Origin of the sequence: Kribbella sp. DT2 (assembly GCF_049844575.1) — a bacterium.
Taxonomy (GTDB): Bacteria; Actinomycetota; Actinomycetes; order Propionibacteriales; family Kribbellaceae; genus Kribbella.
Genome location: NZ_JBNCLH010000001.1, coordinates 802,178 through 815,609 on the forward strand (window position 1 = coordinate 802,178; position 13,432 = coordinate 815,609).

12 protein-coding genes are annotated in these 13,432 nt (G+C 70.0%); 2 read left to right on the top strand and 10 right to left on the bottom strand.

The annotated features are described in order from the left end of the window. Window positions 1-27 precede the first annotated feature (27 nt). Window positions 28-1,932: a penicillin-binding transpeptidase domain-containing protein gene (locus tag ACLQ2O_RS03865; protein WP_425827208.1), complete on the bottom strand. Its 1,905-nt coding sequence runs from the start codon at window positions 1,930-1,932 to the stop codon at window positions 28-30. A 130-nt stretch (window positions 1,933-2,062) separates the two neighbouring features. Beyond that, entirely contained in the window at window positions 2,063-2,863 is an 801-nt protein-coding gene (locus ACLQ2O_RS03870) for a VOC family protein (RefSeq protein WP_425827210.1), read from the bottom strand. A 126-nt stretch (window positions 2,864-2,989) separates the two neighbouring features. Between ACLQ2O_RS03870 and ACLQ2O_RS03875 the strand changes: the two genes are divergently transcribed. Beyond that, the gene (locus tag ACLQ2O_RS03875) at window positions 2,990-3,304 is read left to right on the top strand and encodes an L-rhamnose mutarotase (protein ID WP_425827212.1); all 315 of its coding nucleotides are present in this window, start codon (window positions 2,990-2,992) and stop codon (window positions 3,302-3,304) included. Here ACLQ2O_RS03875 and ACLQ2O_RS03880 read toward each other — a convergent pair. From ACLQ2O_RS03880 to ACLQ2O_RS03905, 6 genes are all read right to left on the bottom strand, one after another. Beyond that, complete coding sequence (locus ACLQ2O_RS03880) at window positions 3,301-4,005, bottom strand: pirin family protein (protein ID WP_425827214.1); 705 nt, start codon at window positions 4,003-4,005, stop codon at window positions 3,301-3,303. The genes ACLQ2O_RS03875 and ACLQ2O_RS03880 overlap by 4 nt on opposite strands. A 4-nt stretch (window positions 4,006-4,009) precedes the next feature. Next, window positions 4,010-4,525: a DinB family protein gene (locus ACLQ2O_RS03885; RefSeq protein WP_425827216.1), complete on the bottom strand. Its 516-nt coding sequence runs from the start codon at window positions 4,523-4,525 to the stop codon at window positions 4,010-4,012. A gap of 47 nt (window positions 4,526-4,572) precedes the next feature. Beyond that, window positions 4,573-5,868 carry a glycosyl hydrolase family 18 protein gene (locus tag ACLQ2O_RS03890; RefSeq protein WP_425827218.1) on the bottom strand — a complete coding sequence of 432 codons (1,296 nt, stop codon included), beginning with the start codon at window positions 5,866-5,868 and terminating at the stop codon, window positions 4,573-4,575. A gap of 188 nt (window positions 5,869-6,056) precedes the next feature. Continuing rightward, window positions 6,057-7,472 carry a S1C family serine protease gene (locus ACLQ2O_RS03895; RefSeq protein ID WP_425827220.1) on the bottom strand — a complete coding sequence of 472 codons (1,416 nt, stop codon included), beginning with the start codon at window positions 7,470-7,472 and terminating at the stop codon, window positions 6,057-6,059. A gap of 360 nt (window positions 7,473-7,832) precedes the next feature. Then, window positions 7,833-9,653: a sensor histidine kinase gene (locus tag ACLQ2O_RS03900; protein WP_425827222.1), complete on the bottom strand. Its 1,821-nt coding sequence runs from the start codon at window positions 9,651-9,653 to the stop codon at window positions 7,833-7,835. After that, window positions 9,650-10,342: a response regulator transcription factor gene (locus ACLQ2O_RS03905; protein ID WP_184800369.1), complete on the bottom strand. Its 693-nt coding sequence runs from the start codon at window positions 10,340-10,342 to the stop codon at window positions 9,650-9,652. The genes ACLQ2O_RS03900 and ACLQ2O_RS03905 overlap by 4 nt, the downstream gene beginning before the upstream one ends. Window positions 10,343-10,467: 125 nt before the next feature. Between ACLQ2O_RS03905 and ACLQ2O_RS03910 the strand changes: the two genes are divergently transcribed. Beyond that, window positions 10,468-11,460 (top strand): acetamidase/formamidase family protein, encoded by a 993-nt coding sequence (locus tag ACLQ2O_RS03910; RefSeq protein WP_425827224.1) that lies wholly within the window; start codon window positions 10,468-10,470, stop codon window positions 11,458-11,460. Here the strand turns inward: ACLQ2O_RS03910 and ACLQ2O_RS03915 are convergent. Beyond that, a complete protein-coding gene (locus ACLQ2O_RS03915) occupies window positions 11,457-12,434 on the bottom strand; it encodes an LLM class F420-dependent oxidoreductase (RefSeq protein WP_425827226.1) in 978 nt (325 codons plus the stop codon). The genes ACLQ2O_RS03910 and ACLQ2O_RS03915 overlap by 4 nt on opposite strands. Beyond that, entirely contained in the window at window positions 12,431-13,336 is a 906-nt protein-coding gene (locus ACLQ2O_RS03920) for a DMT family transporter (RefSeq protein WP_425827228.1), read from the bottom strand. Before ACLQ2O_RS03920 ends, ACLQ2O_RS03915 begins: the two co-directional genes overlap by 4 nt. Window positions 13,337-13,432 lie beyond the last annotated feature (96 nt).

Below are 13,432 nucleotides of genomic sequence, written 5' to 3' on the forward strand. Positions count from 1 at the left end.
GCGGCCGTCGTCCTACGAATCCGGGGATTACTTGAAGCGGGTGAGGAAGTTCTTCAGGACCGGGCCGGCGGCCTTGCCGCCGGAGACGCCGCCCTCGACGATCACCGCGAACGCCACGTCACCGCGGAAGCCGACCATCCAGCCGTTGGTGATCACCTTGCCGTTCGACACCACCTCGGCCGTTCCGGTCTTGCCGGAGGCGACACCGGTGCTGGCCAGTGCGGACGCGGTGCCGTTGGTGACGGTGCTCCGCATCATCGCGCGCAGCGCGTTGGCCGTGGCCGGGGGCAACGGTGCCGCCGCCGGCCCCGCCGGGTCCTTGCCCATCACCAGGACGGGCTTCATCGCCGTACCGTGCTTGACCGTGGCGCCGATCAGCGCGACGCCCAGCGGGCTGGCCGTCACGGTGCCCTGGCCGATCATCGACGCGGCCTCGGCGACGTCGTCCTTGGGCGCCGGGACCTCACCGACGTACGACGGGATCGCGGTCTTCGACTCCTGACCGAGACCGAACATCGCCGCCGCCTTGGTCATGCCGTCCTTGGCCAGCCGCCCGTGCTGGGAGATGAACGCGGTGTTGCAGGACTGGTTGAACGCCTTCTCCATCGTGCCGTTGCCGTACGGCGCGAGGCCGTCGTAGTTCTTGAACGACTTGCCGAAGACGTTGATCGTGTTCGTGCACGGCAGCGGCGAGGCCTGGGTCAGCCCGGCGCCCATCAGCGCGGCCGAGGTGACGATCTTGAACGTCGAACCGGGCGCGTAGTGGCCCTGGAACGCGCGGTTGTAGTTGGTCGCGGTCGGACCGTTCGCGGCGGCCAGGATCTGACCGGTCGAAGCCTGGACGGCGACCAGCGACGCGGGCAGCTTGCTCGTGGCCAGGGCGGCCTCGGCGGCGCGCTGCAGGTTGGTGTCCAGCGTGGTGCGGACCGACGTACCGGCCTTGCCCTCCTGCTTGAACACCTCCTTGATCACCATCTTGGTCTTGCCGTCGCGCAGGTTCACCTGGCCGCCGGGCGTGCCGGCCAGCTGCTGCTGCATCGAGTACTGCAGGCCGGTGGTGCCGACCTGGTCCTGGCTGGAGGCGGCCGGGCCCGCGTTCTTCAGGGTCTCCGCCGTCGCGGTCTTCATCGTGCCGATCACCGAGCGGGCGAAGGTCGAGCTCTCCGGCAGCGACTGGGTGCCGCCCATGGTCAGCACGCCGGGCAGGTTGCCCATCTTCGGGCGGAGCTTGTCCCACTCCTCGGCGCGGATCGTGATCGCGTCGATGAACTGACCGGCCGGGGCAGCCTTCGCGCGGTTCCACAGCTTGGTGCCGTCGACGTCGAGGTTCTTGGTGAAGGCCGCGTACGTCGCCGCGGTCGCCTTGTTGCCCGAGGCGACCCCGACGATGACGACCGGGCGGTTCGTGGTCAGCGGCTTGCCGGTCCGGTCCAGGATCGACGCCCGGGCCGGCACACTACGGACCCGCTTGAGGTAGTTGGCCTCGCCGAGACCGGGGTAGATCGTGTCGCCGGAGGCCTTGACCTTCCAGGCGTCGCCGGTCTTCACGACGGCCGCCGTACTGGTCCACTTCATCGTGCCGATGCCGCGCAGCACCGCCTCGACGGCCAGGTCCTGGGTGCAGTTGCTGTCGTCGGCGCAGTTCGGCTCACCCTGCGGCGTGACGGTCGCCGACTGCGCGACCAGCGCGGTGTCGACGTCGTCGAGCCGGGGGCCGAAGGTGGCCGGGTTGTCGGTCAGCGCGGCGGCCTCGGTCGGCTTGCCGTCCGGCGCCCAGGCCTTCACCCAGCCGGCCGCGAACGCCTTGACCACCTCGGCGGAGGCCTGCTTCTCGTCGTTCGGGTCGGCCTTCCCGCCGTCGCCGGACTTGCTGTCGGAACAACCAGCAGTGACCAGCAGGGCACTCAGACAAACGATGGCAGTTCGCTTCACGATCTCCACTCTCGCACGGCGACGGTTTGACACTCCGAACAGTCTTCGGCGTGTGCCCAGCCTGCCACGAGGGGGGAAATACTCAGACGGGCCACAGCAGTACGACGCGCAGGTGGGCCGTCCGGTTGGTTCAGACCGCCAGTTGGATCACCGCGAACACCGCGGACTCCGGATCGGTCAGTACGGCGACCCGCCCGAAGTCGGTGTCGAGCGGCGCGTTGGCGAGTCGGCCGCCGGTGCGCCGGGCGCGGGCGACGGTGTCGTCGAGGTCGGCGGTCGCGAAGTACGGGAGCCAGTGCGCCGGGGTCTCGGCGGGTGTGTCCGGGTGGAACTCGCCGGTCCCGGCGACCGGGCGACCGGCGGCGTAGAGGGCGGCGTAGCGGGCGTCGACGTACTGGTCGCCGGGGCCGAAGTCCTTCGTCGTACCGATCTCTTCCAGGCGGTAGCCGAAGACCTTGGTGTAGAAGGCCTTCGCTTCGTCGTACCCGTGACTGAGGGCCTCGCTCCACACCAGCATGCCGGGCTCGGAACCACGGCCGGTGCCGATGTGGTCGGTGGCCTGCCAGAGGCCGAAGATCGCGTCGTTCGGGTCGGTCGCGATCGCCATCCGGCCGTGCAGGGAGACGTCGGTCGGGTCGAGCAACAGCCGTCCGCCGGCCTCGGTGATCGCGGCCGCGGTCCGGTCGACGTGCTCGGTCGCCAGGTACGTCGTCCAGCGGCTCGGCAGGGCCTCGGTGCCCGGGTGCTTGCCGCCGATGCCGCCGACGTCCTCGCCGTCGACGCGGCAGATCCAGTAGTCGCGACTGACCTGGTGCTCGCACCGCCAACCGAACAGGCCGGCGTAGAACTCGGTCGCGGCGCGGGCGTCGGTTGCGGCCAGGTCCACCCAGTTCGGCGTACCGGCCGGCCAGGGGGCGGTGCGATCGGCCATGCGGGCTCCTGCGGGGAATCGGTGACCGGAAGGCACTCAACCTGCCAGTACCGCCAGGTCACGTCGAGGCGATCGCCGGCGAACCGGGTAACGGTTCGATCACTGCGGGGCGTATTCTCCCCGGTTGTGACCCGCCTCGCCCTGCACAGCCGGCTGATCGCCGGTACCGAAGAGTCCTACGCGATCGAGCACGCCCGGGTCTGGCCCGAGCTGATCGTGGTGATGAACAACGCCGGAATCACCGACTGGAGCATCTGGCGCAGCGGCCGCGACCTGTTCCACCTGGTCGAGTGCGACGACTTCGAGGCCGCCGTGGCCCAGCTCGCGAACGACCCGGTCGACCAGCGCTGGCAGCAGCACATGAGCCAGTTCGTCGAGGGCTTCGCCGAGAACGGCGGGCCGCTGCAGCATGTCTGGACGATGTCGCAGCAGACCGCTTAGCGCATCTCCCAGACCAGGATCTCGGCCGGCTCGGCGCCGGCGCTGAGCTTTTGGCCGTCGGCGGCGACGATGCGGGCGGCATCGGCCTCGTGGAGCTCACCGGCACCTTCGAGCGTGACGGTGCCGAGGGCAACGAAGACGTGCACGTACGGCGCGACGGGCAGCTGCACGGCGTCGTACGGGTTGAGCCGGGCGACCGACATTCCGGCGGCCTGCTGGTTGATCTTCACTGCTGTGGTGCTCGCGTGCTTCGGGAGGCCGGACGCGATCGGGATCAGCTCGCCGGTGCGGAGCTCGACCTCCGCCTGCTGGTACGACGGCGTCAGGTCGAGCTCGTCCGGGCGGACCCACATCTGGATGTAGCGGACCGGCTCGCCCGCGTCGTTCTTCTCCGAGTGCCGGATCCCGCTGCCCGCGCTCATCCGCTGCGCGAGCCCCGGGTAGACGATGCCGCTGTGACCCTCGGAGTCCTGGTGCACGAGCGCGCCGCGCAGGACCCAGGTGACGATCTCCAGGTCCTGGTGCGGGTGCGTGTCGAACCCGGTGCCGGGGGCAACTACTTCGTCGTTGTGCACGAGCAGCGCGCCGAACCCGACGTTGCGCGGGTCGTAGTACGGCCCGAATGAGAACGAGTGCCGCGACTCCAGCCAGTCCTCCTCGGTCAGGAACCGGTCGCCACTTCGCCGTACGTCGATCGTCACTCGACTAGTAATACCCCTTCTCACCGTCGAGCAGCTCGCGGATCGTGTCGAGGTGGCCGACGTGGCGCGCGGTCTCCTCGATCATGTGCAGCACCATCCAGCGCAGCGTCGCCTGCCCGGCCTTGAACCCGGGATGCTTGCCGGTCTCGTCCAGCGAGTGCGCCGCGATGATCGCGTTGGACCGCTCGCACTGCGCCTCGAACTCGTCCAGCAGCTGCCGCAGCGGCGCCTCCGGCATCATGTCCGCGTCCTCGGGCAACGACTCGTCGAACTGCGGGTTCTCCGCCGCCGAGCCGTTCAGGAACACCACCTCGAACCAGCAGTGCTCGGTCCACCGCATGTGCGAGACCAGCCCGGCCGCCGTCATCATCGGCGACGTCGGCAGCACCACCCGCTTCTCGTCGGCCTCGGCCAGCCCTTCGCACTTGAACCGGACCAGTGCCCGCTGCTGATCCAGCCAGCCGACCAACTGGGTCCGTTCGTCAGCGACAAATGGCGGCCGTTCGCGAGAAAACGTCATGGGCGGACCGTACGTGTCCGTCGGTCCGCCCGCGACACAATTAGCCGTCAGCGGCCCTGGAGTGCCTTGACGTTGTCGCCGAAGGTCCAGTTCTTCGAGCCGTCCCAGTTGATCGACCAGGTCATCAGGCCCTTGAGCTGGCCGTTGAAGCTGTTCCAGGACTGGGTGACCAGGGACGGCGCCAGGTAGCCGCCGCCGGCGCCGTTCTGCGCGGGGAGGCCGGGCACCTGCTTGTCGTACGGGACGCGGATCGTCACGCCCTGGATGACCAGGCCGTTGTTGAGGCAGGTGGTCTGGGCGACGAAGCCCTGCACGGTGCCCGCGGAGTACGAGTCGCCGGAGCAGCCGTACATGCTGCCGTTGTAGTACTGCATGTTCAGCCACCACAGGCGGCCGTTGTCGGCGTACTTCTTGATGATCGGGAGGTACGAGCCCCAGATCGAGCCGTAGGTGACGCTGCCGCCGGTCACGTACGCCGTCTCCGGCGCCATCGTCAGGCCGAAGTTCGACGGCATCTGGGCCAGCACGCCGTCGATGATCCGGATCAGGTTGGCCTGCGAGGGCGACAGCTGGTTGATGTTGCCGCTGCCGGACAGGCCGGTCTCGATGTCGATGTCGATCCCGTCGAAGTTGTACTGCTTGAGGATCGGTACGACGGTCGCCACGAACCGGTCGGCGACGGCGGACGAGCTGAGGTCGATCCCGGCGGTCGCGCCGCCGATCGACAGCAGGATGGTCTGCCCGGCGGCCTTCGCCTGACACATCTCCTCAGGCGTCGCGACCTTCACGGTCGCGTCCATCCCGTCCTCCCACTTCACGGTGCCGTCGGACAGGATCACCGGGAATGCCGCGTTGATCACGTTGTAGCCGTGCTGGCCGATCCGGGCGTCGGTGATCGGCGTCCAGCCGAACGGCGGGTGGACGCCGTTGGAGGCGCCGTCCCAGTTCTCCCAGTAGCCGTGCAGGACCTTGCCTGCTGGGCGGGACTTCACTGCGCAGGCGGCCTGGCCCGGCGGGGTGGTCGGTGGGGTCGTGGGTGGCGTGGTGGGCGGGGTCGTCGGTGGGGTGCTGTCGCAGGCGCCTTGGTCGAGCCAGAGAGAGGGGGCCGCGAGCGGGTTCCAGCCGGAGCCGGGCGGGGCGGTGTGCGCGGAGCGCGCGGCGTACGAACGGTTCTGGTAGCTCACCTTGGCGCCGGCCGCGTAGCTGATGCCCTCGGCCCAGGCGGCCGCCGTACAGGCTGCTTGGACCGAGGACTGGCCGGCCTGAGCCACCAACCCGGCCGACGCGAGCAGCACCCCGGCTGCCATCGCACTCGCGAACACGGTGCCGATCCGTCGGTTCATGGGCGCTCCTCAGTCCAATACGCAGTGACCTTTCGTTTCTCCACCGTAGGTGCTGCGCCCGCCGACTGCCACGACATGTCGGAAACCCGCCTCGAACAGCAGAACGGGACTCCGGCCGCTCGGTGGGCGGCCGGAGTCCCGGTTCGTGGATCGGGTGCCGGGGGAGGAGGGGCCCCCGGCACCGGAGTTCACCCCGTGGGGTTGCCGTTGTCGGAGCCGAGCTTCGCCTTGGCCGTCTGGCCGTTCTGGCCGGAGCGGTTGTAGGTGATCGTCACTTCATCGTCCGGGCGGTGCGAACGGACCGCGGCGACCAACGCGTCCCCTGACGCAATCGCCTTGCCGTCGATCGCGGTGACCACGTCACCGCGTTTCAGGCCGGCCTTGTCCGCCGCACCGCCGGACGTCACCTCGCCGAGGGTTGCTCCTTGTGTGAGCCCGTCGGAGGACTGCGCGTCGCCGACCTGCACTCCGAGCCGCGCATGTGTGGCCTTGCCCTTGGCCACCAGCTCGTCGATGATCGGCTTGGCCTGGTCGATCGGGATTGCGAAGCCCAGGCCGATGTTTCCGCCTTCGGATTGTCCCGATCCTCCGGCGGTTTTGATCGCGCTGTTGATTCCGACCACCTGGCCGGCGAGGTCGATCAGAGCGCCGCCGGAGTTACCCGGATTGATCGCGGCGTCCGTCTGAATGGCTGGGAAGACCGTCGTACTGTCCTGCTCTTCGCCGCCCGAGGTGACCGGGCGGTTGAGCGCCGAGACGATCCCACTCGTCACGGTGGCGTCGAGGCCGAACGGCGAACCGATCGCGACCACACCCTGCCCGACCGCCAGGTTGCCGCTGCTGCCGAGAGCGGCAGGCGTCAGGTCCTTGGCGTCGGCGCGGATCACCGCGAGGTCGGTCAGCGGGTCGGTGCCCACCACGGTCGCGGAGACCGCGCGGCCGTCGTTCAGGATGACGCTCAGCTTGCCGCCCTGACCGGCACCGGCCACCACGTGGTTGTTGGTGGCGATCAGGCCGTCCTTGCTGATCACGATCCCCGAGCCGGTACCGGAGCCCTGCGAGGTGGTGAAGGCGATCTTCACGACGCTCGGCAGGACCTTGCCCGCGGCCTGCTGCACCGAGCCGTTCGGCGCTGCCACCGGGGCGGCCTGCCCGCCGTTCAGCGGGGCGGTCACCGACGAGGTCGTGCTGGAGTCGTTCGTCGCCGAGTACACAGCCGCACCACCCACGCCGCCGGCGGTCCCGACCAGCAGCGCGGTGAGCGCCACCACAGCCAGTCCGCGCCGCTTGGGCTTCGGAGGCTCCGGCTCAGCCGGCTGCTGGGGGCCGAACGGCGGCGGCCAGTTGGTACCCGGCGACGCCCCCTGATGCGCCCCGGACGTACCGAACTGACCGCTCTGGTAGCGCCCCTGGCCCTGCGGCGCGTACTGCTGCTGCGAGTGCTGGCCGTAGCCCGTCGTCGGCAGCTGCTGAGTACGCTCCTGCGGACTCGCGCCGTACGACGGTGGCGTCCCCTGCGGAGCCTGGTTCCCGTACGTCGAACCCTGCGCCGGGGTGTCGTTCCCGGGCTGGTCCTGCGGCTGGTGCGGCTGGTTCTCGGTCATGGGTCAACCATGGGCGCCGGACCTGAGAGAGCCCTGAAGATCCCGTCAGAGCAGCCAAAGAACTCCTTGAGCTTCCGCTGAGGAACCTGTGACGAACCTGTGAAGAAGGGTTCGTTCGGGGTGCTGAGCTCGGGCGGAACACTCGCCGTCCTCTCCTTTCCTTCTTTCGATGGGTGAGGAGACGCGCGGCTGAGGTCGGCGGCGATGCGGCCGGAGAGGTCCGCGCGGGCTGAGGTCGCTCCGGCCGGAAAGAGGAGTGTTGTGAGCAGCATCCCCGGGAGAGGTGCTCTCCTGGGGCGGGTCCCTCGCCTGGAGGGTCCCCTCGCCTGGGGCGAGTCCCCTCGCCTGGGGGGCGGGTGTTTAGCGGGACTGGGTGGCGGCGTGGGGGAGCCAGAGGGTGAACTGGGCTCCGCCGCCGGGGGCGTTGCGGGCGTAGATCATGCCGCCGTGCTGCTCGGCGGCGTGCTTGACGATGGCCAGGCCGAGGCCGGAGCCGGGGCGGCTGCGGGCTTCGCTGGAGCGGTAGAAGCGCTCGAAGACGTGCGGCAGGTCGGCCTCGGCGATGCCGGGGCCGCTGTCGGTCACGGTCAGTACGCCGTCGCGCAGGCGCACGATCACGCGGGACGGTGGCTCGTCGTCGGCGGGAGACGCGTCGGGGGTGCTGTACTTCGCGGCGTTGTCGAGCAGGTTCGTCACGGCGCGACCGAGCAGCCGCTCGTCGCCCCAGACCGGGAACGGCGCCAGCTGCACGTCCCACTCCAGGCCCGGCGCGCGCCGGCGTACCTTCAGTACGGCGTCCTCGACCACGTTCGACAGCTCGATCAGCTCGGCGTCGCGGACCTGCGGGGTGTCGCGCGCCAGCTCGGTCAGGTCGCCGATCAGCGTGGTCAGCTCGTCCATCTGCGCCCGTACGTCGTCCAGCAGCTGCTGCCGGTCGTCCGGTCGCAGCCCGCCGCGCTTGTCGGCCTGCGCGAGCAGGTCGAGGTTGGTCCTGATGCTCGTCAGCGGTGTCCGCAGCTCGTGACCGGCGTCGCCGACGAGCCGGCGTTGCCGGTCCTGGGAGCGCGCCAAGGCCTGCAGCATCGCGTTGAACGCGAGCGCGAGCCGGGAGATCTCGTCCGACCCGGTCACCGGGATCGGGCGCAGCTCCTCGGTCCGGGCGACGTGCTCGGCCGCACCTGTCAACCGCACCAGAGGCCTGAGTCCGGACTGGGCGATCGCGTTGCCCGCGAGCGCCGCGCCGATCACGCCGACCAGCCCGAACGCCCACAGCACGATCCCGAGGTTGTGCAGGGTCTGGTCGATCGGGGCGAGCGACTGGGCCACCACCAGCGCGCCTGGTTCGACCTCGTCGGGGCTGCACCTGACGCCCTTGTACGGACAGAACTGCGTCGGTACGGCGATGACGCGGACGTGTCCGCTGTTGCGGACACCGACGGTACGGATGCTGGCCTCGTTGTCCTGTGCGACCGCGACGTCGTGCTCGGCCTGTCCCATCGGCGGCAGGTACTGAGGGTCGGAGCCGAACTGCTGGCCGTCCGCGCCCAGCAGGCCGAGCTTGATGTCGCTCAGTCCAAGGGCCTCCGGCGAGACCTCCTGCAGGTTCGCCAGGTTGGTGAGGATGCCACGGTTGGCCGCCTGTCCGGCGCGGTCGACCAGGCTGTTGTCGAGGTTCTGGTACATCTGCTGGCGCACCGTCACGTACGCCGAGATGCTCACCAGCGCGACCGCGAAGCCGACGGCCACCGCGGCGAGCAGCGTGACGCGGGCGTGCAGGCTCAGCCGGTGCAGCTTCTCCTGCCACCAGCTCTGCGTCCGGGCAGCGGTCGCCGCCATCCGCGTCCCGTTGCCGTTGAGCCAGGCCTTCGGGGCGTTCGGTACGGCGCTGCCGGCGCCGGGCGCACCTGAGCCGGGCCCACCCGAGCCGGGTTGCCCCGAGCCGGGTTGCCCCTGGCCGGGCTGACCCGGTCCAGCTTGTGCGGAGCCGGGCTGACCCTGGCCCGACGCACCCGACCCGGGCTGACCTGGTCCGGGCTGACCCGAGCTGGGCTGACCCGAGCCGGGCTGACCCGAGCCGGGCCCGCCCGGCCCGCCCTGCCCGGAGGACGGCCGAGGACTCGGCGTCGGCGGAATGCGCCCACTCCCGCCGTACGACGGGAAGTCAGGAGGTTGCGAGCTCACGGTGGCGTGTCCCTCAGGACGTAGCCGATCCCGCGGACGGTGTGGATCAGGCGGGGCAGTCCGTTGACCTCGGTCTTGCGGCGCAGGTAGCCGACGTAGACCTCGAGGGAGTTGGCGGTGGTCGGGAAGTCGTAGCCCCAGACCGCGTCCAGGATGACGGCGCGCTCGAGAACCCTGCGCGGGTTGCGGATCAGCAGCTCCAGTAGCGAGAACTCGGTGCGGGTCAGCTGGATCGCCACGTCGCCGCGGTGGACCTCGTGCGCGTCCACGTCGACCACGAGGTCGGCGTACTGCAGCACCTCGCCGCGCGGTCCGCCTTCACCGGGCGTCGCGCTGCGCCGGAGCAGGGCGCGCAGGCGCGCGAGCAGCTCCTCCAGCGCGAACGGCTTCGTCAGGTAGTCGTCGCCGCCGGCGTCGAGTCCGTCGACCCGGTCGGCCACCGCGTCCCGCGCGGTCAGCACGAGGATCGGCACGTTGTTGCCTGCGGCCCGCAACGCCTTGGTCGTCTCGAGCCCGTCGAGGCGCGGCATCATCACGTCCATCACGACCACGTCGGGCTCGACGTTGCCGATCACGGCGAGCGCCTCGGCGCCGTCGGAGGCCGTCACGACCTCGAAGTCGTTGAACTCCAGCGAACGGCGCAGCGAGTCCCGGACCGCCCGGTCGTCGTCCACCACCAGTACCCGCATCGCTCGCTCCCCGCTCGAATCCGTCAAGTTGCTCCGTCGCACGAGCCTAGGCCGTCAGTTTGAGAAACGGCTGAGAACCCGCTGATCAGTCGCGAAGGAGCGATCACCAGGCGTAGCTTTTCCGCGTGGACATCGTCGAGTTCTCCCCCGAGGCCGAGCAGCTCACCTGGACCTTCGGCGGTGCCGCCCCGGTACGCCGGGTCAGCCCCGGCACCCTGTTACGGCTCTGGACCGAGGACGCGTTCTCGGGCCGCCTGCGCAGCACCGAGGACCTGGCCAGTGCCAGCCTGAACATGCCGTTCGTGAACCCGCAGACCGGTCCGTTCTACGTCGAGGGCGCCGAGCCCGGTGACACCCTCGCGCTGCACTTCGTCGAGCTGACCCCGGCGCGCAGCTGGGGCGCGTCGGCGACCATCCCGTTCTTCGGCGGCCTGACCAGCACGGACAAGACGGCCACGCTGCAGGACCCGCTGCCGGAGCGGACCTGGATCTACGAGGTCGACGCCGCCAACCAGACCGTCGGTTTCCAGGCCCAGGGCAGCGACTTCGAGCTCGCGCTCCCGGTCAACACGATGCTGGGCACGGTCGGGGTCGCCCCGGCGGCCTTCGAGGTCCGCTCCTCCCTCGTACCGGACTACTTCGGCGGCAACATGGACACGCCCGAGATGAAGGCCGGTACGACGTGCTACCTGCGCGTCAACGTCGAAGGTGCCCTGTTCTCGGTCGGCGACGGCCACTACCGCCAGGGCGAGGGCGAGTCCTGCGGTACGGCGGTCGAAGGCGCGATGAACGTGGTCATGCTGGTCGACCTGATCAAGACCCCCGGCCCGGCCTGGCCGCGGCTCGAGACCGACGACCACCTGGCCGTCGTCGGGTCGAGCCGCCCGCTGGAGGACGCCTGGCGCGCCGGCCAGGTCGACATGGTCGGCTGGCTCGGCGAGCTGTACGGCCTGGACAAGCTGGACGCGTACCAGCTGCTGAGCCAGATCAGCGAGGTCCCGCTGGCCAACGTCGTCGACGCCAACTACAGCGTCGTCACCAAGGTCCCGAAGGCCCTCCTGCCCAAGACCGAGGTGTACGGCGGCGTCCACGCCCACCTCCGCGGCATCAAGCCCTAACTGAACGCCGGTACGACGTCCTCCGCGAACCGCTGCAGCGGTTCGCGGTCGTACGCGACGCCGGGGATGTACGCGATCACGTACTCGATCCCGATCTCCGCCAGCTGCTCCAGCTGGACCCGCAGCTCCTTGGCGGTCACCAGTTCGGCCCGCAGCCCTTCGAGCCCACCGCCGTTGCCGATCGCGCCGAACTCCTCCAGCGTGTAGCGCCCCCGAGCCTTCGCCGTCGCGGTGACGGGGTCGGCGCCGGCCTCGACCGGGAACACGTTGATGCTGGTCGACTTCACGATCGTGTCGTAGTCCCGACCGACCGCGTCGCAGTGCCGGCGCAGGACGGCGAGCTTGTGCTTGATCGTGTCGACGACGCCGGTGCCGAAGTTGCAGGCGTCGGCGTACTGCGCGACCAGCTTGAGCGTCACCTTCTCGCCCCCGCCGCCGATCCACAGCGGTGGCTTGCGCCGCGGTTCGACGAACGGCTTGTCGACCGAGTGGTACTCGCCCTGGAAGACGACGTCGTCCTCGGTCCACAGCCGGTGGATCAGCTCGACGGACTCGGCGAACGAGCCCATCCGGTCCTTGAGGCTGGTCCAGGGATACCCGTACGCCGTCCACTCGTGCTCCGACCAGCCGGCGCCGATGCCGGCGTACAGGCGACCGTGGCTGGCCACGTCGACGGTCGCGGCCATCTTCGCGTAGAGGGCGGGGTTGCGGTACCCGTTGCAGCCGACCATCTGGCCGAGCTTCACCCGGTGCGTGTCGCGTGCCAGCGCGGCGGTGGCCGTCCAGGCTTCGAAGACGGTTTCGCGGACCGGTTCGGGCACGGTGTGGAAGTGGTCGAACAGCCAGATCGAGTCCCAGGGGCCGGCGTCGGCCGCGCGGGCGACCGCGGTCATCGCCTCCCACTGGTCGATCGGGTCGCTCAGCTCGACGAGGTCCATCCGCCAGCCCTGCGGGACGAAGAGTCCGAACTTCATCGTGCTGTCTCCTTGACTCGGGAAGTGGTGTCCTTGCGGCGCGAGATCGCGACGCCGACGAGGCAGAGCGCGCCACCGGCCAGCGCCAGGCCGGCCGGGGTTTCGCCGAGGAAGAGCCAGCCGAGGCCGATGGCAACGACCGGTACGGCGTACACGGTGACGCCCATGCGGCCGGCGGTGGAGCGGCGCAGCGCGAAGGCCCAGGTGGTGAAGCCGAGGGCGGTCGGGAAGGCGCCGAGGTAGACGACCCACCAGATCGTCGCGGCGCTCGCGGTCCGGAGCTCGTCGATCAGGGTCGGTGCGAACGGCAGGCAGACGACCGCGCCGATCGTGCAGGCGAGCCAGGTGACCTCGGCGGCGGGGAGGCGGCTGAGCAGCGGCTTCTGGGTGACCACGCCGACGGCGTACGAGATGGCGGCGGTGACGCAGAGGACGACGCCCCAGGTCTCCGTGCGGCCGGTGGACGTCGACGTGCCGATCACCACCACGCCGCCGAACGCGACCAGGCTGCCGATCACCAGCGGCCGGGGGAAGCCTTCGCCGAGCGTGAGCCCGGCGAGCAGGGCGATCAGCAGGGGTGCGACGTGGACGAGCATCGCCGCGGTGCCGGCGTCGAGGCGGCGTTCGGCCTCGTTCAGGGTGAGGTTGTAGACGCCGAACCAGAGCAGCCCGCAGGCCAGCAGCAGCGGCCAGTCGTTCTTGGCCGGCCAGCGGCGCACGGCGGGCCGCGGGCTGCTGCGGACGAGCAGGAAGACGCCGAGCAGGACGCTGCCGACCAGGAGGCGGGCCAGGGAGAGGGGACCGGCGGAAAACTCCGTGCCGGCGTGGCGGATGGCGACGAAGGCGGAGGCCCACAGGACGACGGTCACGGCAGTGGCGGCAGGGGCGAGCAAGTTCTTCACGGGGACTACGGTAGAAAGTATTAGCATCCACCAACATGCTGTTTTGCAGGTGAAAGGGCGTAATGACTTGCGGAAACGAAGGCGGATAGGCTTCAA